Annotated in this window: 5 protein-coding genes; all 5 read left to right on the forward strand. The window is 71.5% G+C overall.

From position 1 onward, the window contains the following. Window positions 1-23: 23 nt before the first annotated feature. The 5 genes from ACFWRO_RS20490 to ACFWRO_RS20510 all read left to right on the forward strand — a co-directional run bounded on the left by ACFWRO_RS20490 (window position 24) and on the right by ACFWRO_RS20510 (window position 24,380). Window positions 24-590, forward strand: a complete 567-nt coding sequence (locus tag ACFWRO_RS20490) for a YbaB/EbfC family nucleoid-associated protein (RefSeq protein ID WP_384512162.1) — start codon at window positions 24-26, stop codon at window positions 588-590. Next, complete coding sequence (locus tag ACFWRO_RS20495) at window positions 583-891, forward strand: hypothetical protein (protein ID WP_384512164.1); 309 nt, start codon at window positions 583-585, stop codon at window positions 889-891. Before ACFWRO_RS20490 ends, ACFWRO_RS20495 begins: the two co-directional genes overlap by 8 nt. Before the next feature lie 102 nt (window positions 892-993). Then, the gene (locus ACFWRO_RS20500; protein WP_384512166.1) at window positions 994-22,383 is read left to right on the forward strand and encodes a hypothetical protein; all 21,390 of its coding nucleotides are present in this window, start codon (window positions 994-996) and stop codon (window positions 22,381-22,383) included. 84 nt (window positions 22,384-22,467) lie between these two features. Next, entirely contained in the window at window positions 22,468-22,899 is a 432-nt protein-coding gene (locus ACFWRO_RS20505) for a hypothetical protein (RefSeq protein ID WP_384512168.1), read from the forward strand. An 80-nt stretch (window positions 22,900-22,979) separates the two neighbouring features. Further along, a complete protein-coding gene (locus ACFWRO_RS20510) occupies window positions 22,980-24,380 on the forward strand; it encodes a hypothetical protein (protein WP_384512170.1) in 1,401 nt (466 codons plus the stop codon). The last annotated feature ends 57 nt before the right edge of the window (window positions 24,381-24,437 follow it).

Here is a 24,437-nt window from a genome sequence, read left to right on the forward strand (position 1 = left end):
GTACCCTTCCGAAAGGCTGACCCGTGAGTATCGACTTCGAGGGCAGGATCAAGGACGCCATGTCCGCGCTGTACGAACAGCGCGACAGGATGCTCGCGGTCAAACGCGACCTGGACGAGTCGACCGCCTCCGTCACCTCCAAGGACCGCATGGTGTCCGTCACCGTCGGCCCCCAGGGCCAGGTGGTGTCGCTGACCTTCCACACCAAGGCCTACCAGACGATGGCACCGGCCGAGCTGACCGCCGTCCTGCTCACCGTGCTCAATGACGCGCGGGCCCGAATGGGCGCGCAGGTCATCGAACAGATCAAGGGCTTCGACAGCTTCGGTGACCACTTGCGCGTCGTCACCGGCATGACCGGCATGCCCGATTCCCTGGAAGAGCTCATGAAGCCGCTGCGCGCGATGGGTTCTTCCTTCGGCCTGGAAGAGGCACAGGAGGAGGCGAAGGCGGCCAGGCAGGACGAGTTCGTCGCCGCCGAGGCCGAGGCCGCCCGCGAGAGGGCCGAACGTGCGGGCAGGCAGGACGAGTTCGCCGCGGAGTCCGAGAGCCGTATCCCCACCGGGAAGCAGGACGAGTTCAGTGGCTGACGAACTCCGGGTCCTGAGCGACCTCAAGAACAAGTTCGCCTGCTACGACGACTACGAGCGCTGCCTGGCCGACCTCAACAAGTCGATCGTGGAGATCAACCGGATCAACAAGGAGTCGGCCGGCCAGGACACCATCGGCAAGACCTACCACGAGCAGGTGGACAAGCCCACCGAGAACCTCACCGAGACCCTCGCGTACATCCGCAAGCGGCTGGGCTCGGTCGTGGTGGCGGGCAACGACACGGTGGAGACGATGAAGAACGCCGACGACGAGGCCGGGCAGACCGTGGACGGCTTCTGAACCCCGGGCGGCTTCAAACCCCGGGCGGCTTCTGAACCGTGGCGGCGGCTGTCCCCGTTCCTCCGGGCACAGCCGCCCGCCCGACCGGAGGACCCGCACACCATGGCCATCAATCCGCCGAAGGAAATCGCCGACTTCCTCGGATTCGTGAGCGGCATGGAGTGGCCCCAGGCCGACGAGGACCTGATGCGGCGGGTGTCGGAGTACTACGCGTCGATCGCGAAGGACCTCGGGACCCTCTCCGGTTACGTCGTGGAGCTCATCCCGATCGTCAAGGGCGACTTCGACGGTGACGCGGCGGACGCGTTCCTGGTGGCGATGAACGACCTGACGGGCCAGACGGCGGGCGAGAACCAGCTGACGCAGACGGCCGAACTGGCCCAGCAGCTCTCCGAGGTGGCCCTGAAGGTCGCCAACCAGGTCGAGTACACGAAGATCATGGCGATCCTGCAGCTGGTGGAGCTGCTGGCCCAGATCATGTTCGCCACGATCTTCTCCCCCTTCACCTTCGGTGCGGTGTGGGGGCCGGTCTCGGTGATGTTCACGATGACCCAGGAGGGCCTGAAGAACCTCTTCCTGTGGCTGCTCTCCACGATCATCAGCCAGACCTTCATCGGGATCACCGGCGGCATCTTCCGCGACGCGATCATCCAGCTCTACCAGCTCAGCAAGGGCCACACCAAGGGCTGGAACATGGAGTCGATGATCGACTCGATCAAGCAGGGTGCGCTGACCGGTCTGGTCGGCGGCCCGCTGGAGATCATCTTCCACTACGGCGGCAAGCTGCTCGGGCGGCTCCTCGGCGGCAGCGACCCGGGGTCGATCCTCAGCCGGCGGGTGGGCGACGCGCTGAAGAACAAGGCCGACGACAAGATCGACGACAGGCTCGACACGGCCGTCAAGAACACCACCAAGGACATCCCGGACGCCGCTCCCGGCCCCGTCGGGCCGAAGCCGACCGAGAAGCCGGACCTGCCGCCGAACACGCCGCGCAACGAGGTCCCGGACGGTACACCGCCGCCTCCGGCCCCGACCCCGACCCGTACGAGCACCGATGTGGACGTCGACCCCAAGGCCGGGCCGACACCGGTACGCACGGAGACGCCGGGCGACGCCGTTACGTCGCCCGCGGCCACGCCTGCGCCTGCGGCCACCCGGCCGGACGCCCCTGGTACGGCGCCCGGCGCGGCGGGCCGGCCGGACGCCCCGGCTACGGCGGGCTCGGCGGGCCGCCCGGACGCCCCCGGCACGGCCCCCGGGGCGGTCAGGACGGAGGCGGCCCCCGCCCCCACGGCCACCAAGACGGCCGGGGCCGGTGCGGCCGACGCTCCCTCCGGGCAGTCGGCGGGGGCGGGCGCGAAGGGCTCCGGGGCCTCCGGCTCCGCCGGCCGCGCGCTCGATGCCGACGTACCGCAGGGTCTTGACTCCCTGCTTGCCACCAAGAAGGCGCGGGAGGAGTTCTCCGACGACATCGGTGAGCTGCTCGGCGGTGTCAGCCGTCAGCTGGAGACCGGGTTCCTGCGGTTCGGCGAGGGCACGATCGCGCACTCGTTCGCCGACAAGATGGGCGACGTGTTCGCCAAGCACCTCGCGGCCGAGGGTGCCGACGCGGCGCTCAAGGCGGAGATCAAGGCGGCCGGCCGGGACTTCGGCGAGATGCTGACCCGCAAGTGGGTCCGGCTCGGCGCCGACCACAGCGACCTCTCCGAGTCCCTGACCAAGGCCCTCGGGGACCTGGCGCAGGTCCAGCCGCTGAGGAACCTCGCCGATGCGATGCCGAACCTCTTCAACCGCTCCGAGCACAAGGGCTTCTTCCAGCGGGTCCTGTTCCAGGAGAACCCGCTGCAGGGCAATCCCCTGTACCAGCTGGGCGGCGCCCTCGCGTCGACGCTGCAAGAAGGCACCCACGAGATGCTCAGCGAGGGCTTCTACAACGTGGTCTTCGGCGACGGCACGTTCCAGGTCAGCGGTGGTCCGTTCGCCTCCGGCGTGGTCATGAGCCTGCTCGGCAGCGGTCTGCACCGGATGTTCGAACCGGTCGCGATCAAGTACCAGAACTGGGTCCTGAGCCACCAGTACTCCGACAACCCCAACGACAGCAAGTACTTCGGCCTGTTCCACCCGATCAACATCGCCTCGTTCGTCTCGAACATGACCGGCAACCCCGCACCGTGGCCGGTCCCGCGCCCCACCTCGGCCGAGGTGGACCCCAGTGTCGCCGCCGAGATGAAGGCCATGATCCAGTGGGTCTTCTCGAACCCCTTCACCGGGAATTCGATCTTCTCCGACGCACCCGCCAGTACGGACGTCCCTACCGCCGGCGCCCTGGACGACGTCCTGAACGTCCCGACACAGAGCGACGGCGGCACCGCGTTCGACCTGCCGACCATCACCCCCGACCGGCCCTTCGCCGAGGAGTTCGCCGACGAACCGCTGTTCCAGAACGGGCCCGTCCCCGACGCCCCCACCAGTACGGCGACGGCGACCGAGAGCGGCCGTAATCCGTTCACCACCGACGAGTTGGGGCTCGGGGCGTGGCCCGGGGGCGAGAGCGCGACCGAACCGGGCACGCCCGTACTCCGTCCCGGCCCCGAGCGCACGGTCGAGGTCGTCACGCCGACGTTCACCCACACCCCGCTCACCGCCACCGTCGTCGAATCGGCGTCCCCGGACTCCGGTCTCCCCGGCGCGCAGAACGACACGAGCGACACGAACGACACGAGCACCGGCACCCTCGACGAAGGCCGCGACACCACCCGTACAGCCGACGACAGCGGCGAGCCGACCGCCCGTGACAACACGCCCCCGGACGACGGCACCTCCCCCACCCCCGAGCGACCGGACGGCCCGCCGCCGGGGGACGGCGACGACACACCGCCGCCGGGACCGGACGCGCCCGCCCGCGTCATCGACGCCGGCATAGCCGTCGGCGAGCTGAGCCCCGCCCAGATCGCGGCTCTGCAGGCGCTTCCGCCGAGGCCCGGCGTGTTCGTCGTCGGCATGCACACCGGCCCCCACGGTGCTCCCGACGCCGCCACCACCCTCAAGGCCCTGGTCAAGGCCAACGACGACGGCCACCTCGACGGCATCACCCAGATCCGGTTCACCGCCTGCGACCTGGCCGGGCCTGTCAGCGAGGCCACGGTCAAGTCGGTCATGAGCGACCTGTGGAAGCACCGCGCCATCGGAAAGCCCACGCACAGCCCCGACCCCCTCAAGGCCCTCGCCGCCAACGCGCCCGTCTGGTACGTCCCCACCACCGGCACGACCGCCGGCGCCGACGCCCCGACCGCCTCCAGCACCGGGGAACTCATCACGGCCCGGCACCTCGGCATCACCCCGGACGGCAAGCCCGCCGTCCTCACCGAGGACGCCGCCTGGCACGAGTACGCCGACGACGGCGACGCCGAGCACACCGCCGTCCACGAGGCCACGTTCACCGACGAACTCCCGGGCCACTTCGTCCCGCTGAACCTCGTCACCCCGGCCACCGAGAGCCCGTACCCCGGCTCGGTCAGGTTCGGCACGGGCCCGGACGACGGTGGCATCCGTAAGGACGCCGACTTCAGCTGGGACGACGTCAGCGACGGAGCGAGGTCCGACGCCGGGGAGTCCGATACCGGGGAGTCCGACGGCCCGGCCCCGGCCGTGCGCCGGGACGAGACGTTCGACTGGGACGCGCTCAGCGACACCTCCGAGGCGGCGCCGACGAGCCGTACGGAGGCAGCCGCCGTACCCGTCGACGAGAACGCCATCAACCCGCCGCCCGTCTGGCGCGAGGACGACGGACCGCTGTACCGCGTGGACGAACGGCTGCCCGAGCAGATCTTCACCGACGGCTTCGTGCCGCGCGACGCGACGTCCCTCGACCTGTTCGACTTCGTCGCCTTCGGAGCCGACGGCAACGCCTCGTACGGATTCGTCAGCACGACCCAGTCCCGTGACTGGGCGGTGGACTGGCGCTCCACCGGACACGTCTACGAGATCGAGGCCCCGCACGGCATCGACGTCGCCGAGACGCTGGCCCGATACAACACGCCGTACGAGTTCGGCGAGCAGGAGGAGATCGCCTTCCCCGGCGGTGTGGCCCCCGAGTACGTCAAGGGCGCCTGGCCGGTGGTCGCCGCGGAGCAGCCGGGCGATCCCAACTCCCTCGGCCCGTGGATCCCCAACCCCGACTTCGCAAACACCCGCGACCCCGGCGACACCACGGCCCGGCCGGACACGCCGCTCGGCACCATCCCGGCCGGTATCACCGTGGGCAGCCTGAACGACGCCCAGACCAAGGCCCTCCAGGCCCTCCCGACCCGACCCGGCGTCTTCGTCGTCGGCATGCACACCGGCCCCAACGGCACCCCCGACACCGCCACCACCCTCAAGGCCCTCACCGAAGCCCACGACATCGGCCGCCTAAACGGCATCACCCACATCCAGTTCACCGCCTGCGACCTCGCCACACCCATCAACGAGGCCACGGTCAAGACCGTGATGAGCGGCCTCTGGAAACACCGCACCGCCGACCAATCCACCAACACCCCCGACCCCCTCAAGGCCCTCGCCGCCAACGCCCCCGTCTGGTACGTCCCCACAACCGGTACGGACACCAACGACGGCCACCTCCTCACCGCCCACCACATCGGCATCACCCCCGACGGCAAACCCACCATCCTCACCACCGACAACGCCGCCTGGCACGAATACAGCGACGGCGGCAACACCGACCACACCCCGGTGCACTCCGACACCCGCCCCAACAACCTCCCCGACGACGTCTTCACCGCCGTCACCGAACCGGGCACGCCCCACCCGGGAGCCGTCAAGTTCGGAACCAACCCCACCGAAGCCGTCCCGCTGTCCCAGGTGCTGGCCAAGGAGTCCTGGGCGATGCTGCTGGACGGCCCGGACGAGGGGATGATCACCCTGCTCGGGGAGGTACTCGACGGGCAGGACGGCGCCCGGCGGACCCTGGACACCGAGGCGTACTTGGAGCTGCGGGCCCGGATCGCGGGGAACGAGGCCGTCGAACAGGCCGACGACTCGGTACGGGAACAGATCGGCGAGGCCCTCACCTTCTGCGACGCGTCCATCGACGCGACCGACAGCGACGCCACGCGGCTCAAGACCATCGGCGAGGCCGTCCAGCTGCTGCACACGATCGAGTCCCTGGAGCCCTCGCCCACCGCCGACGTACGGTTCGTGGCGCAGCGGCTCCTGCTGGACCACGGCTATCTGCCGGTGCTGCTCCCCGCCGAGCAACTCGACACGGACTTCTGGCAGGTCTTCGAGGACCGCTCGTACGAACTGGCCCTGGGCATGGCCACGTTCGTACGCGAGACCTCCTGGCGACCGCGGGGGACGGACGCGTCGGGAGGCCCCCTGTCGCGGGCGCTGCCGAAGGAGTCCTGGTCCCAGTTGCTTGACGGCCGCGACGAACAGCTGACGCCGCTGCTCGGTGAGGTGTTGAACGCGGAGCACACCCCGGGCGGCGACGACTGGCGGACGCTGGACGCCGACTCGTACCTGAGGCTGCGGGCCCGGATCGACGGGACCGAGCCGGCGGCGGACGCCGTGGACGGCGTACGGTCGCAACTCGACGCGATCTTCGAGACCTATCACCGGTCCGTGGGACGGGCTTCGGGAGAGCTGGAGCGGCTGGGGGCCGTGGCCAAGGCGGTCAAGGACCTGCAGAAGGTGCAGGGGCTCACGCCGTCGTCGGAGAGCCGGTACACGGCCGACGTACGGTTCGTGGCCCAGCGCATGATGCTGGACCAGGGCCACCTCCCGTCGAAGCTGCCGGACAGCGCCTTCGGCAAGGCCTTCTGGCAGCGGCGACGCGACGACCGGATCGCGCAGGAACTGGCCCTGGGCATGGCGCCGTTCATCCGCCGCGCGCCCGAGCCGTCCTCGACGGACGCGCCGTCCGAGGCGTCCACCGGCCCCGCCACGACGAGCTCCGAGGGACCCGGCCCCGGCGCCCCGGTCTCTCCGCCCGTGCCCACTCCGCCCGTGCCCGCTCCGGACACCGGCGCCGTACAGGAGTCGGAGCCGGAGACGCAGGGGCCCGACGACTGGCGGGCGGAGCTGGACGGCCTCGGTACCCGGACGCAGACGCCGACCACGGCCTATCTGGTGCTGCCGAACACGGCGCACCACACGGCGGGCCGCTCCGACGCGTTCCTGCGGACCGGGGACAAGCCGTGGGCCACGCTGACGACGGAGCGTCCGCAGCACGGACAGACCCTGCTGGAGGTGACCGTCGATGCGGGCCGCGCCGTCGACACGGGTGACGGCCGGCTGCTGGTCGGCAAGGACGATCTGGTCGGCGCGAACATCTCGGGTGTCTTCACCGAGGGCGACGGGCTGCAGCCGTGGCAGGCACAGATCGAGGCCGACCTGCTGGGCCGGCCGCTGACGCTGCTGACACGCCTTGGGCAGATGCTGGACGCCAATCCGGGCAGGGGTGCGGACAGCCCGGTCGGCCGGCTGGCCCTGCGGATGACCTACGCGGAGGCATCCCGCCTGGTCGAGCGCCCGCTGGGTGAGCACATCGCCCGCAACGAGAAGGTGAGGGAACAGATCCAGCGGCTGGTCAGGGCGATCTGGGACCGGGCCGACGAAGCTCAGCGGCTCACGCTGGGCACCCTCGCGAACTCCGGGAGCGGCTCCGTCGGCGTGCGCCTCGCCGATCTGGAACAGGTCGTCACCGAGGGGAACCTCCGCGAGCTGATGCACATGCTCGGCACCGCCGTGCACGGCCCTGCCCTCAAGGACTTGCTCAACTTCAAGAAGAGCAAGCCGCCGGTCCTCCAGGATGAGTGGAACCAGCAGGGCCCGCCCGAACCCGCCCGGCGGCGCGACGAGATCCAGAAGCTGCTCGACGCGATGGCAGACGGGCCCGACAAGGAAGCCCTGGAGGCCGAACAGAACGAGGTGATGCGGACCGATCTCCACGGGGACGACGTCGTCCCGCCGCTGAGTCCCCGCGAGCGCCGTCATTCACTGGACGGCGACCGGCTGACCTGGATCCCCGGTGAGAACCACCGCTCGATCCAGATGGTCAGCTGGGGCCAGGCACTGGCGCAGGAGACCGGCGGCCTCATGACCGCCGGGACGTCCAACACGACGTACTTCGTCCTTGAAGCCGTCCACAAGCTGAGCCGGCAGTGGGGCGTGGAGGTCGACTACCAGCTCGTACGCCTTGCCCTCCTCGCCGACATGCTCCCGGTCCACCACCATTCCCTCCACGAGATCATGCGGGCGGCCGCGGCGTTCGGGCGCAATGTCCTGCACGACGATTCGCTGGAGTACCACGACAACTGGTCCAAGTTCCGCTCGCTGCCGCCCCTGACCGAGAGCGAACTCCGCTCCGTCATGCCCGGGGGAAGGTTCCCCGACGAGGTCGCCCTCGGGATGGAGGCCCGGGAGACGATGCCGCACTCCGTCTCGCTGCTGAGCCCCGACCAGCACCCGAGGAACACCGGCCGCCGGCTCTCCGGCGTACTGCCGCAGCCGTCCTGGCCGATGCTCCTTGAGCACGTCACCACCCCGCGGGACCGGATGGTCCCGCTGCTCGGCGAGATCCTCGACCGGCAGCCGAGCGCCACCAGGGACTGGCGCCGGCTGCACGCCGACTCCTACCTGGAGCTGCGCCGCCGGATCGAGGACGGCCCGGAGCCGCAGGAGCCCGGGCCCGAGACCTGGACCGGCGACCCCGTTCCGGAGCCGGATCCGCTGCGGACGGAACTCGACTTCATCTTCGACCGTTACTACGACACCATCGCGGTGTCCGCCACGGACCGCGAGCGCCTGGTGGCCGTCGCCGATGTCGTCCAGCGGCTCCAGCGCATCGACGAACCGCAGCCGTGGTCCTCCGACCCCACGCTCACGGCCGAGCAGCGGGCCCAGTTGCTCCACAAACCGGAGCCGTGGTCGTCCGACACCTCGCTCACGGCCGGTTCCGGCGTCCTGGTCCAGCGCTTCCTACTGGACCAGGGCTACACCCCGGCGCTGCTGCCGGCCGACGCCCACACCGCGGACTTCTGGCAGCGGCCCCCGGACCAGATCGCGGCCGACCTGGTCACGGGCATGGAGGCGTTCGCCGAACGCAGGCCCGTGCGCGACATCCCGGCCGGCATCGCCGTCGGCGGCCTGAGCCCCGCACAGACCAGAGCACTGTCCGAACTGCCGCCCCGACCCGGCGTCTTCGTCGTCGGCATGCACACCGGCCCGGACGGCACTCCCGACACCGCTACCACCCTCAAAGCCCTCACCGACGCCCACGACACCGGCCGCCTCGACGGCATCACCCACATCCAGTTCACCGCCTGCGACCTGGCCTCGCCCGTCAATGAGGCCACGGTCAAGACCGTCATGAGCGGCCTGTGGAAACACCGCGCCACCGACCAACCCACAGGCACCCCCGACCCCCTCAAGGCCCTCGCCGCCAACGCCCCCGTCTGGTACGTCCCCACCACCAGTACGGACACCACCGCCGGCCACCTCCTCACCGCCCACCACATCGGCATCACCCCCGACGGCAGGCCCACGGTCCTCACCGACGGAGCCGCCTGGCACGAATACAGCGACACCGGCGACACCGACCACACGCCCCTGCACTCCGACACCCGCCCCGACAACCTCCCGGAAGGCACCCTCACTCCCGTCACCGAACCGGGCACGCCCCACCCCGACGCCGTCAAGTTCGGCGACGACGATGAAGCCGACGACGACGCGACCGGCGCGCCTCAGGACGCCGCGGACGCCGACTCCCTCTCTGTCTCCGTGTCGTTGGACGGCGAGCCGTTCAAGACGCATGAGCTGACGCTGTCGTTCGCGAAGGGCGCCAAGGTCGTCGATCCGAACGACGGCCCGCGCATCCACGGCTTCGCCCGGGACCTGGTCCCCGAACTCGCCCGTCGCCTGCGCCAGCAGGAGGACAAGCTCGTGATCACCGTGCACGCCGGTGGCAACAGCTGGTTCTCGGCAGACCGCACCGGTACCGAGCGGGCCGCGTCGATCGTCGAGGCGCTCCGGAGCAGCATCAGGTCTGCGGCGGACGCGGCGAACGTCCCGAAGGCCTCCGAGAAGGTCGACTTCGCCGTCGTACCGCGCGGCCGGTCGATCGACGAAAGCGAGGCGATGCGCGGGGAGGCCGGGTCCAAGGCCACGCTGCGGCGGCGGAGCACCATCTCCACGCAGTTGCGGATCCCCCAGATGCGCGACGAGTACGAGCCGTTCGTCAGCGACGCGCTGAGGGTGCACGCGCAGTTCCCGGACAACGACGTCAACCTCTCGGACCTGGCGATGGCGATCGGCCACGCCAAGGGCAACGAGAGCCTGCTCGAAGAGACCGCCGACCCCCACCACCCGACCACGGCGGCGGTCAAGAAGGGCCAGGAAGCGCTGCCCCGCTTCCAGCTGCCCGTGCGCAGCAGCGCCCTGCTCAACCTGGCGGAGCTGCGGTCGTTCCGGCAGCAGGCGGACAACCGGGGCGCCGAGCACAGCGCGCTGCCGCTGCGCGAGCTGATCGGGCAGGATGCGAAGTGGCGGCCCGCGACGGAGCACCGGTCCGGCGCCCTGCACAACGTGGTCTTCGAGGTGCTCCCGCTGAGCGCCCGTGACGCCCGCAGGTTCCTCGGCGAGGACCGGGTGGTCTTCGCGCCCGACGCCCGGTTCGAGGTCGTCTCGCTGGAGCGCGTGGAGTCCGGCCGGACCAAGGTCACCCTGCGCGAGGTGAACGTCCGGGCCCTCGCCGGTTCCAGCCAGGGCCCGTCCCTGCCCCCACAGGGGGACACACCGGTCATCGGCCTTCCCGGTGTCGTCTACCCGGGCCCGAACCGTCCGCTGGACTCGACGCTGGTGTACGACGCCGCCCAGCAGAAGTACGTCTTCCGGGGGCCGAAGTACATCCACCGCGGCGAGGTCGAGGTGGAGATGGTCGACGGGAAGCCGTTCGCGCGCTTCTACACGGCGGTGACCAACGAGACGGCGCTGACCGTCGACCCGCACACCCCCGGGCGGGCCGTCTCCGCGGCGTACAAGGACATCCAGCAGGACCCCGTCACCGGCAAGGTCGTCCTGAGCACCGGCGGGGTGAACGACTCCCTCATCTGGACCAGTGTCGGCACTCCGGGACGGGCGATCGCCTGGGCGATGAAGTACGGGGCGGAGAACCCGGGCGTCAACAAGCCGCTGATCAGGTCCTATCTCGTCCCGATGGACGTCTTCCACCGGATCACCTCGACCGCCGTCCCGGAGCAGGACGCCAACGCGCCCGGTGACGTCTTCCGCGGCTACGCGTCCCACGACGGCGTGCCCGAACCCGGCATCGCCCGGGACAAGGAGGCGTACGCCGAGAAGTACCGCGCGCAGACCGATGGATCGGCCCCGACGCCGGTCGAGGGGGGCCCGACCCCGCTGACAGGCCGCACCATCAACACCGACCAGCCGGGCGACCGCAACCAGTTCGGAATCCGCGGCGAGCACCTCGCCCTGCTGCGCGCGAGCATCCTGCCGGAATCGCTGATCACCTACTACCAGCACCCGGACGGCGCGAGCCAGGACGCCCCGGACGCGCAGTACTCCAAGCACGGCCGTGTCGTGCACGTGAACGAGCTGCGCCGCCGGCTCGACATCCCGGACGTCGAGAGCCGCCAACTGCTCCCCCGGTACAACCCGTGGCTGGACGGCGGCAGGCACCGCAACAACCCCGACCAGCTCAAGAAGATCTCCACCGAGCTGCGCCAGCACTACGTGACCTGGCAGCACTTCCAGCAGGAGCCCTCCGCACGCATGCCGCATCCCCTGCTTGAGGAGACGGTGGGCAAGTTCGACAAGCGACTCGACCAGCTGAAGACCTTCCTGCGGGAGCACGCCGAACAGTTCGCGGACGACGACACCCTCGCCGCCGACCTGCGGATCCTCGACCACGACATCGAGAGCCCGGAGCACGACAAGGAGTCCGTGGACCGCTTCATGACGGAGACGGTCCTGTCGTGGGCGTCGCACGCGGAGATCGCCCATCTGCTGGCCCGGCAGGCCGAAGAGGTGTCCGCCGACCGGAACCTGACGGATGCTCCGGTGCCTCACGACTTCCACGACATGCGTCACCAGCACGCCGACAACGTCCAGCTCCAGATCCGGGCGGGCGAGAAGATCACCGAGCTGTGGCGCAACGGCGCGCCACCGTACCGGATGATCGACCGCTTGATGCGGGACTACCCCGAACTGTCGATCCTGTACGGCCAGATCTGTGCCACCAGCGAGCGGTACAGCTTCTTCGAGCACGCGCAGATGGTCGTGGGCCAGTACCTCAAGCTCGCCTCCGTCGACGCCGACGCAGACCACCGCGTGGTCCCGGTCGACGCGGTCGTCAAGGCGATCCTCTTCCACGACATCGAGAAGCTGAACTCGAAGGTCATGTACGGCAAGGAGAAGGCGAAGCACGACGCCGAGCCCGAACACCGCGGCGCCGTCGAGCTGATGAAGCGGTACCGCTATCTGTGGGGCGATTCGGACGAGGCCAGGCGCGGGTTCGAGGCCGCGGTCATGATGGTCGACTCCGACCCCTTCGGCTTCTACTACCGCACCATGCACAGCGGTACGGAGGAGGCCAACCGGGACGCCACGTTCCTGTGGCTCGCGAAGGCCGCGCTGAAGCTGACCGGCAAGCCGGCGTTCGTCCACGACGGCACCCGGCGCGGCGTCGTCGAGCTGACGGACGCCGACACCGAGGTGATCGCGAAGCTCTTCCACGAGTTCCACCAGTACTACCTGGCCGACTATTCCTCGTACACGAACTACACCCAGTTCATCCGCCGGCGCGACCTGCCCTGGACCCCGTACGGCGATGTCCCCAAGGGTGTCGGGGAGCTGGCGCGGAGGAACGCGCTGCCCGTTCCCGACGACGCCGACGGCGCGTCGATCGTCTCCGAGCGCTCCAAGGAGTCGGAGGAGTCCAAGGAATCCGGCGAGTCCGGCGAGTCTCGCGCGACCAGCGCCGGAGAGCGCCGGCCGGGGGACGAGAAGCTCGACGCCAGGGCGACCCGGGGCAAGGCGACGTTCAACAAGAGCTTCCTGCCTCCCGGCGACCAGCAGGGGCCCGCCAAGAGCCCGTACCCCCTCGGCCCCGGACCGAAGCTGGCCGAGACCCAGTCGGGTGAACTCGAACGGCCGCTGCGGTTCGCGTTCCAGAACCACTACGAGCAGATGTACCGGCAGTTGGCGGAGATGTTCGCCTCGCCGGAGGTCATCCGGGAGAAGTTCAGGAGCATCGGCGAGGACGAGCTGAAGTCCGTGGTCCGCAACCTCGACCCCACCGTGGTCACGGGCGGCAGGAAGAAGCGGGAACAGCTCGACGTCGACGACATCCTCGGCGACATGTGGCTCCTGGACGAGGTCGCGACGAACGACCGGACTCCCGGCGTGGGGTCGGGTCCCGATCTCGGCCTTGGCCTTGGCCTCGGCCTCGGGGAGGACGGCTACTTCACGGTGCACACGACCTCCGGGTCCGAGGGCGGGTCTCCGAGTGGCGACGCACTGACGGGCATGTCCGGCAGCCAACAGTTCGGGGCTGAGGGCGGGGCCGACGAGGCCGGCGCGGCCACTCCGCCGGACGGATCGCCGGCCGACCAGGCCCGCCGGATCGACGAGATCGCCGAGGCGATCACCCGGTCCCGGCAGGAGAACGAGACCCACCACCTCATCGATCCGGGCACCGATCCCGCCGAGGCGGGCAAGCTCCGGGACACCATCGGCCGGTTCCCGCGCGACGACCGGTTCTTCACCCTGGCCAGTCATGTCGTCGGCACCGACGGCGCGCCCACCTGGCGCGGCCGACGGGTCTCCCCCGCCGAGCTCGCCGCCGTCCTGTCCCGCCTCGCCGGGAGCGGCGTCTGGGACACCGCCAAGCCGCTGCAGTTCGCCGCCTGCGACCTCGGCCGCGGCCTGGACCGGTCGTACGCCGCGAACACCCTGCGGGAACTGCGCGCCCTGCTCCCCGAGCTGCCGCTGACCGCCCTCGCGCCGCAGTCCACGCTGTGGTTCGTACCGCAGGTGACCGGGCCGTTCACCACCGATCCCACCGGACCCGGGCACACCGTCGCCGCGCACAAGGTCGGCTGGGACGCCAGTGGCAGGCCCCGGCTCGAACCGGACCACTGGGTCCGGCTGTCCCTCCCCGTCGGGGAGGGAGCCGTGGTCGAGGCCGAGGCCCTCGACGCCCACATGCCGCCGGACGGCACCCTGCCCGCCGACGCCGTACCGGTCACCGTCCCGGCCCCGCACGGCTACGTCACCTCCGGGCCCACCGACACCGAACCCCTTCCGGACGACGGCCCCCTTCCGGACGCGGTGCCGTTCGGCGGGAACGACAACGGCGAGGGCTCCTCCTCGCAACCGCCGCCGGTCGCCGCTCCCCAGGCCGCGGCCCCGCCGGTCATCGTCGTCACCCCACCCGCCACCGACCCCATCCCCCAGGTCCCCTGGCACGTCGCGGACGGGGCGCTCGGCGACGGGTACGTGACGTCCGTGCACCCCTGGGCCGACGCCGACAAGAAGGCGTGGCTGGCCTCGGCCGAGCGTTCGCTGGGCGAGCGCGGCCTGGACGCCAGGACCGTCACGAAGATCATGCACCGGCTCGGCCCCATGGTCACCGGCGACGACCCGAAGGCCTGGCAGCGGTTCCTCGAGAACGGCCTGGTCTTCCGGGCCAACGGCAAGCGGGTGACCCTCACCGCCTGGCCGGAGAACCTGAACCACCACGGACCGCAGCCGAAGGAGGAGTTGGCGGGCTTCGCCTCGCGCAACCAGCCCGTGAGCAACCGCACGGTGACCTCGGGCGGCAACCTTTCGGTCGCCGCCACGGCGGACTACGCCGTGAAGCTCCTTGACGCCGGCGCCCTGACCGGGGTGACCCCGTCCGTCAAGGTGACGGCGGGCACCACGACCGGCACGTCCCGGACGGCCACGGTGGACACCCAGGGGGCCGGCCGGACCGTGATCAAGGAGATGGTCGAGTTCAACGGGGACGTGGACGTCACCGTACGCGTCGAGGGCAAGGCCCCCGTCGTCCTGCGCGCTCAGGACCGGCTGCGCATGGCCTTCCCGGAGGCTTCCGTACCGGTGACCGGGACGGCCTGGACCGGTCCCCGGCCCGTGGTGAACCCGAACGGCCTGAAAGCGGTGCTCTCCACGGTCAACGCGGTCGCGTCGAAGCAGCTCGTGGCCGATCTCGCCGACCACCTGGCGGCGGCGAAGGTGGCGCCGCAGGTGGCCGCGAAGTTCCTCAACGAGGTCACCGAGGACCTCCTCAACGAGAAGACGCTCAAGGACAGCAACCAGTGGTGGACCAGCGGCAGTTGGACGTCCAAGGTGTTCACCGCCGACGCCCGCCCCGGCAGCCGCTCGCTGGCCGGCCACTTCCAGGTCGGCGCCCGGCTGACCAGCCTCGAACGCAAGGGTGACACCGGCGGCAAGCTGCGGGTGCGCGAGGACTTCGCGGACTCCTTCGGTGTGAAGGCGAGCGGTAAGCACAGCGGCAAGGCGGGCGTGACCGTCAGCACCTCGGCCGTGATCTCGCTCAGCCCGTACCTGGTCGTGCCGAGCGTGGACTTCGCGGTGAACACCGCCCGCGCCCACAACCTGGACGCCGGCGGCTCGGACAAGAGCAAGCAGAAGCTGAAGTTCGCGAGCGAGAAGCAGGCCGACTACCGGGCGGAGGCGGACTTCCGCGTGGAGTTCACCTCCCTGTCGAAGAACCCGATCCCGCCCTTCGAGTCCCGGCTCGTCCTGGCCGTGGGTGTACCGACGTCGCAGTCGTCCCGGTTCGAGGAGCTCATGCTGGGGCCCGCACCCTCGGACCCGGCGGCCACGTCCGTCCAGGCACCTCCGGTGCCCCCGCAGCCAGTCCCCGGCCCGGTGCCTGCTCCTGCCCCTGCTCCTGCTCCTGCTCCTGCCCCCACGCCGGTGTCCCGCTTCCGGGCCGCGACGCAGGCCATCCGCGGGCTGCTGCGCATCGCCCGCCAGGAGCCGGCCGCCAACTTCGACGTAGGCGTACGGCGCCCCTTCCCCAGCGGCGGGATGCCCAGCGCCGAGGGCCTGCTCAGGATCGTGAGACGGCAGCCGATCGAGATCGCCGTCCCGCGAGGCGGCGTACCCCGGACGGATGCCTGGGACCGGCTGCGGGCCCACCCCCACGTGACCCTGGTCGACGACGCCGACTCCTACTCCTTCCAGGGCCCGCAGCCGTCCCCGGACGACGCCCACGGGCCGTTCTTCCGCTACTTCGCGGACGACCAGGGCACCATCACCGCGGCCCAGCGCCTCGGTACCACGGACTTCACGGGGCTGTTCGGCCCCATGTCCAAGGCGCACGAGGGAGGCCTCGCCGAGCTCACCGCGTTCCTCGGCGCGCACTCCGAGATCTCGCTGGTGGTCGTACCGGACCCGCAGTTCGTCCTCGACCACCCGGAGGCGGCGGCGGACTTGCAGGACCTGACCGGTCATCCGCAGGTCTCCCCGCAGGCCGTGCCCGGTCGGCACCGCACGGTGGTGGTCACCGACATCACCGCCGACGGCACGATCGAGGTGCCCGGCACCTGGCGCCACGGGGTGGAGCAGGCGACCTTGAACCTCGCCGCCGCCACCGCCCAGACGCCCCCGGCGCAGTTCTCCCGCTCGCACGAGCCGCCGCGGATGCAGGAGCGCGGCGTGGCCGAACTGGAGGACTTCGCCACCCGGTACGGCCCGGTCGAGTTGCAGATCAGTCCCGAGTGGGCGCAGGCGCAGGAGCTCGCGGACTCGTTCCGGGACGACGGCCGGGTCCGTCTGCTGGACGTGACGGGTACGCGCGAAGCTCCGTCCCAGCCGGAGAGTTCGGCCGCGGCCCGTCCGGAGCCGCCGGCGACGTACCTCATGGTGGTCGACGGCAACGGCGCCCTCCTCGGCCCCTTCCCACCGCGCGAGTTCACCCTCGACCCCCGTGAACCGCTGTCCCTGGCCTCGCGCAAGGGCCTCGGCCCCGGCCTGGTCGGGGAGCTGCCCGGGGCGGAGAAGGTGCTGCCCGCGGCGCGCGACTGGCTGGACGCGCACCTGACGGCGGCCGGCCTGAAGAGGCAGCTCGGCGAGGAGGAGTACGGCCAGTTCCAGCGGGATCTCGCGGCCGCCTTCGGTACTCCGGGCATGCGAGCGCGCTTCTCCAAGCTGATGGGTTCGGGGGTGCCGGTCACCCTCAAGGCGGGCAGCCACGAGATCCGGCTGCACCTGCGCACCGACCTCAAGGAACTGCGGGAGACGTCCGAGGAGAGCGACGTCACGCTGGGCCGCTCCGCGCAGCGCAGCACCAATTACGGAGTCGGCCAGAGCGACCAGGTCTCGTTCTCGGTCAGCGGGGGCGCCACCCTGCGGATCGGCACGGGCGGCGGGGTCCGCGTCGAGGTGCCCGGGGTCAAGGTCACGGGCGGCGCGTCGCTCTCCAACGTCAAGGAGTCCGTGAGCTCCACGGTCAAGTCGTCCCACGGCGAGGAGTCCACCGGTACGCACACCTCGTTCACGTACGCCGCCGTCCACCGCCTGACCGCCACCGTGCACGACGGCGGCGGCACCCTCGTGTCCGGGACGTCCCTGGAGTTCGGCGGGGACGGCACCTCCGCCGTGGTGCGCGTGAGCAACGAGCACCTGGCGACCTCCCCGCACGACCCTGCGCGGTTGGTGACCGTGGGCACCACGACGGTCTTCGGGGGCCCGGACGAGCCGGGCTGGGTCGGCGACGGCCCGGGCCAGACCGCGGAGTCCGTCCTGCCGTCCTCCGGACTCGGCGGTCTGCACCCGGAGTTCCTCGGCACCAAGGAACTCGCTGCGGCCGCGGCCGCGTTCGTGGCCGAGCGCGGCGGCGGCACCCCGCCGACCGACCTCGACACCGCGTTCGGCGAGCGCTCGGGCGACACGGTCGGCGCGCTGCGCCGTGGCCTGACCCCGGAACTGGAGGAGATCTTCTCCCCCAACTTCCTGCGGTCCGAGTTCGAACAGCTCACAGGACCGGAGGGCGCGGTGTTCCCGCTCCCGCCGAACCCGGCCGGGCATCCGCAGGCCCTCGTGGTCAAGCTGAAGTTGGCGGGCCCGGAGCACGAGACGACGGGTACGGAGACGAGCCTGTCGCACAGCACGGAGACCGGCACCAAGGCGAGCGTGGCGGACACCTCCTCGCGCAACATCGGCGGCACGTTCAGCGCGGGTGTCACCGCCAACCTCAACGGCGACAACACCGGTGGTGCGACCTTCATCGCCGGCGGCTCGGTGGAGGGCACCCGTACGTTCACGGACGTGTCCACCCGGGTCTCGAACAGCACCATGTCGTCCACGCTGACGTACCAGGGCACGAGCCACCGCTTCCGCGCCGACGCCCACTTCGAGATCACCCATCACACCTGGGTGCCCGCCGGGAAGTTCAAGGCGGTCTCCGACACGGCGACCCTGTACGCGAAGGTGACCGGCGGCGTGGAGCTGGCCGTACCGGACCAGCAGGCGCGCGACCTGGGACTGCCGCTGCCCGCGGAGGCGGGCCCGAACCCGGGCGCGGGACCCCACCCCGAGCGCTCGTACGTCAACGCCCATCTGGCGAACGCCGTCTCCCACGTGGAGAAGCTGGACGCGGACCAGATGCTGCCCACGATCAAGAAGACGCTGCACGAGCTGAAGGTGATCCCGGACGCCCTGCGCGACACCCCGACGGAGCTGAACCGGGCCCTCGCCGCCGTGTTCTCCAAGGAGTCGCTGCGGGCCAACTTCGCCGGCCTCAGCACGACGTCGTTGCGCCAGCTGCTCAAGCTCCAGTTGCCGGGCGGCGGTACGCGCCTGATCGGCATCCGGGCCACCGCAGACGTGGGCGAGGCCACGTACGAACGCCCCCGGGGCGACGTCATCATGGCCGTGGGCGACTCGGCCACCACCTCGCTCGGATCCTCCAAGGGCACCTCCGACAAGATCGGCGGGCAGGCCAGCGTGGCGTTCAAGGGGAGCGCCGGCGCGAGCGGGCCGCGCGGTGGCGTGAAGGTCGGCGGCGGCCTGGAGTCCACCTCGGGGCGGACCGCGACCGAGACCACGAACGTGAAGGACCAGCACGGTCTGGAAGTCACCGGGCAGGCGCAGGAGTTCTCGCACCCGGTGCGGTACCGGGTGGAGGTCTTCGACGCCGGCGAGCCTCACCAGCTGGTACGGCTCGCGGGCACGGCGCTGACCGCCCCGGCGCAGCTGATCGACTGGGCCACGGACGGCCGGGCCGGCCGGTGGTTCACGGACCAGTGGGGTGCCCAGTGGGACGCCCTTGTCCCCTCGGGCCACAAGCCGAAGCGGACGCTAGACGTCCCGGGCGGCCAGGTCCGCCTGCTGGTCCCGGACCACCTGACACAGGAGGGCCCAGGCACGCACACCCCACCCGTACCCGTGTCCGGTCACGTCCGCCCCAACGGGCCGACGCCGCTCCCCGACCCGATCCAGAAGCTGACCAAGTCCCTGGCGCCGGCCGTACAGGCGCTAGGGATGCCCGGGTTGGACCGGGTGCTGCCGTGGCTGTCGGCGGCGGCTTCGCTCCCGCACCGGGTGGCCGCGGACGACACGACGCCGCCACGCCGACGGGACCTCGCCCCGACCACCCTGGCGGGTCTGCGGACGGACGTACTGACGACGGAGCGGAACCTACGGGCCAACATCGGCACGCTGCTGGGCGACGGCTACCCGGTGCCGGTGGCCGACGGCAAGAAGGTCACCGTACGTCTGGTGGTGCACCGGACCCGGCACCTGACGTCGGCGGAGTTCGACACCGGGATCGACACCGGCGTCGTGGAACGGGAGAAGGAGAGGGAACGGGAGAAGAACTCGGGAGCGTGGTCGGGTTCGGTCACCCCGGACTTCGGCAGCGGCCCGGCGAACACGAGCGCGCCGGTGTCGTTCGGCGGCGAGTGGGGCGGAAACGGCAGCGCGTCGCAGGGCGAGACGGTCGACGAACGGGAGAAGAAGAAGGGCGTCCAGCACTACTACGAGGCCGACGTGACCTGGGTACTCACAGGAAGCGACGGCACCACGGCCGAGGTCAAGGCCGACGGCGGCCTGATCGGCCTGATCCACGAGTCGTTCGTGGACGAGTTGACGACGTCCCACGCGGGGTTGTTCGGCCCGAAGCCGACTGTCGTGGGCTTGGCGAGTCCGGCGGCTCCGGAGGCCCCGGTGGGCCAGGGGGCGTCGGGGACGGCGGCGGCTCCGGTGGCCCAGGGAGCGACGCGGACGCCGGCGACTCCGTCGGATACGGCGGCTTCGGCGACCGCGGACGCTCCGACGACCCCGGCGGAAGCGGCGGCTTCGGTGGCCCCGGGGACGGCGGGAGCCCTGGGGACTCCGGGGGCACCACAGGTGCCGGCAACCCCGGACACCCCGACACCCCCGGCGGATACGGGGATTCCGACTCCCCCGGAGGCTCCGGCGACCTCGGCGGAAGCGGTGGCTTCGGTGGCTTCGGTGGCTTCGGTGGCCTCAACGACTGCGGGGGCTACGGACGCTCCAACGACCCCGGGGACGACCGGAAACCTGGCGGCTCCGGAGGTCCCGACGACTCTGGCGACCTCGGCGGATCTGGCAGCTCCGGTGACTCCGACGATACCGGGGAGGATCGGGAACCCGGCGACTCCCGTGGCCCCGAGGGCCCCGGCGACTCCGCTGTCTCAGCCGACTCAGCCGACTCCGGACGTTCCGACGACTCCGGCGGATACTGCGACTCCGGTGGCGCCAACGACCCCGACGTCTGCGGCGAACCCGCTGACGTCGGCAGCACTTAGTACCCCGACAACCCCAGAGGCGCCGGTAGCCCCCGAGGCCCTGACGGCGCCAACGACCACGACCGCCCCGACGCTCCCGGACGCTCCGAACCTTCCGGTGGCTCCGGTGGCTCCGGTGGCCCCGGTGGCCCCGGTGGCCCCAACGACGCCGGGTGCGCCAGCGGTCCCGGGCGCCCCGACGGATTCGGGAGCGCCCACGACCCCGACAGCAAGGGCGAACCCGCTGGTTCCGGTACCACCTACTAACCCGACAACCCCGCAGGCTCCGGCGGCCCCCGAGACCCCGACGGACACGGGAGCCCCCGCGACTCCGGCGACTGCGGCGAACCCGCTGACTCTGGCAACCCCGGGCGCCCCGACGGCTCCGACAACCACGGGGGTTCCGCCGACCCCGGCGGCTCCCTCGGTGGCGCCCGTCGTCTCCTCCGAGACGGGTTTGGACGCCACCGTTGTGGTGGAGCTGGACCCGGTGACCGGCGTCCAAGCCGACGTGGCCCCCGCCCCCGCCATCCCGCCGGATCCGACCCCGATGGGTCCGCCCGCGGAGACCGGGGACCCGGCTAGCCCGGTCCCGGCGCCCGACGACGTCCAGGTCCCCGGCCCGACGCTCGTCGTCACGCCGGAGAACTCCGACCGCGCGAACTCGGGCGGGGACTCCGGCGATCCGTCGGTCACCACCCCGGTGGAACCGGGCACGGAGAACGCCACCGTGGCGACCCAGGCGTCCGTCCCGACCGTCTCCGTGACCTCGCCCGACGGCGACGTCCAGCCGGAGCCGCCGGCGGGCGCGGCCGTGTCGGTCCCCGCACCGCCCGCGCCGCCGGTCATGCCGTACGACGTGAGCCGGTACGAGCGGGGCGGAACCAACCCGCCCCGCTTCCGGGAGCCGACGGTGCACATCGAGCCGTCCGCGGACGTGGACCCGTACGAGCTCGTGCTGAACGGCGGCCTGCCCAAGGACGCCGCGTCCTTCCCGGTCTACCGGCCCGTCAGGCCCGTGCACACGGTGGACCGACCCACGCTCACCGTGTCGGGCGACAACGGCTTCGCCCTGCCCCAGCACGACGGCCGGTCCCGGGAGTTCTACGCCACCCCGCAGGTCGTCCAGGAGGCCCAGGCCGGCCTGGCCGCGGCCGGCCGCACGTTCCGGCTGACGGTGGACGACACGTCGTACGTCCGCTTCGGCGGGCCCGGCGGCGAGCACACCCTCCGCCAGGTCACCGTCGAGGGCAGCGGGTCCGATGCCACCGGACCCGTCGTCCTGGTCGGCAGCCCCCAGGGCCACCACCTCACGCTGCGCAACGATTCCCGCGCCAACCAGCGGGAGGCGGACATGCGCGAGGCGGTGGAGACCAACCTTCGGCACTACGGCGACCAACTACCCACGATCGTCCAGCAGTTGCGCCAGCTCGAGCCGGACTCCGGCCGTACGGAGCTGGCCCGGGCCCTGGCCGACCTCCACCAGGCGCGCACGGAGCTCGCCGCTACGGACAGCGATCCGGCGGAGCGGGCCCGGCTTGAACAAGCCGAGGCAGCCGCCCTCGCCGCCGCGGTCCGCGCGCTGGCCGACTCCACCGGGGACGAGTACGGCACCTCGGACGAGGACTGGTACCTCCACCTCGCCCCGGGCTCTTCCCTCACCCTGCCCACCGTCGACTGGTCCCTCTGAACCGCGCCCGGCGGTCCGTACGTTCTCCCGGGAGCGTACGACCGCCGGGCCGTCCGCCCCGGCCCCCAAGGACAGGACCTCGCCATGACCGACCCGACCGCCCCGGAGTTCCGGCTCGCCGCCGTCTTCGACCACGTGGACCCGGAGACCGGGCCCGGCTTCGCCGTCGACCACCCGGCGGTCGAGGACCCGGAGCTGCTGGGCCTGCTCGTCGAGCGCCTCAACGCGGGCACGCCCGTGCTGGTGACTCCGGTGCTGATGGACGACGTACTGAACCCCGAGCGGCGCTCGGAGGTGCCGATGAACTTCCGGACGGACGGCACCTGGGTATGGACGGACACGGTCACGTACTACCTGGAGCAGTACGCCCTCGCACCGGAGCCGGGCCTCCTCGCGCACCTGAGCGGCCCGGACTACGTGATCCCGGGGCCGCTGGACCAGGAGGCCGTCGAGCGGGCCGTCGCCTTCGTGCTCACCCCGGCGCCGGAGGGCGAAACGGTTCACGTGCTGAGCTGACCGGCCCCGCTGAACCACGGGCCGGTGCCGGTCCGTTCGAACCGGTTGCGGGAGTACCGCGCAGACCGAGGGGAAACACGGTGGACAACAACGAACAGCGGCACGGGACCGCCGGCGGGGCGCCGGCGGCCATCGCCCTGCCTGCGGTCGCCTGGCAGGCGGCCGGCGAGGAGCCGGCGACGGCCACCGGCCCGGCGAGCCCACCCCTGCCCGTACCCGCGCCCGCGCCCGCCCCGGAACCCTCGGCTTCCGAAGCGGCGCACCCCGATCCCGAGCCCGATGCCGAGGCCAATCCCGAGCCCGAGCCCGCGACCGCTCCGGTCGCCGGGGCCGTAGCGGCGGTCCCCGAAGCCACCCTGTCCGGACAGCCGGACCAAGCGGCCGAGCCCTCAGCAGCTTCCGAGGAGACGGCCCAGGAAGCGGCCCAGGAAGCGGCCGCCGACACCCTGGCCGCCGCAGCCGTCGCGGCCCCCGCCACGCCCTCGCCCCCGCGCCCGACGCGGCGGATCTCGAAGCCGATGATCGCGGCGGCGGCCACCTCGGGCGTGGTGCTCATGGGCCTGCCCCTGCTGCTCTCCCAGCTCGGCGGCGACTCCACCCCCAGCCGCGTCCCGCCCCGGCCCACGGGCTTCAACCAGCCCGACGGCGCCCCCGACGGCTTCGTACCGGGGGCCGACGCGCCGGACAAGGGGTCGCTACTGCCCGGTGTCGCCGCCCCGGGCGCGGCCGCCGCTCCGACCAAGGGCACCTCCAACTCGAACACCCCCGTGACCAACACCGGCACCGGCACCGGCAAGGGCGGCAGCCCCAGCGGCAGCCCGGCTGCCGGCCCCCGTAACGCACCCGCCACCGGGCAGGGCTCCGGCCCGGCCGGATCCCCCACCACCGCGCCCGGCCAGAACAAGCAGCAGCCGGCCTCCGACCCGCGTACGACGGCCCCCTCGGCCCCGCCCAAGAAGGAGTACACCGCCGTGGCCGGCCCGGGGTGCACCGGCGCGGGCACCGGCTTCAGCCGCCGCGGCTGGTACACCGACGGCAAGGAGGGCTGGAAGCAGTTCGGAACCGGCGGCTACGGCAGCAGCGGCTGCAACGGCGACTTCTTCGCCATGCCGATGTCCGGCCACAACGGCTCGGACGCGAAGAACTCCATGCTGTGGACCTTCCGCACCGGCGCCGTCACCACCGGCACCTGCCAGGTCTCCGTACACATTCCGAACAACAGCGACATCAAGGCGGTCGGCGGGAAGCCGTCGTACTACACCGTGCACGCCGGTGACTCGGGCAGCAGCCCCTTCCTCGGCTCGTTCACCGTGAACCAGCCCTCCCAGCTGGGCCGTTGGGTCGGCGCGGGCACGTTCCGGATCACCGGCGGCCGGCTGGCCGTGAAGCTGCACGACCGGGGCCAGGACTGGTCGGGGTCGACCAAGACGTACGCCCATCACGGGGGCGACGCCGTGCGCGTCCAGTGCACCTCCTCCTGAACCGCCCCGAACCGGACTGCCCCTGACCGGACCGCCCCGAACCACCACCACCGGCCC

The sequence above is a fragment of the Streptomyces sp. NPDC058579 genome (assembly GCF_042718575.1).
GTDB lineage: Bacteria > Actinomycetota > Actinomycetes > Streptomycetales > Streptomycetaceae > Streptomyces.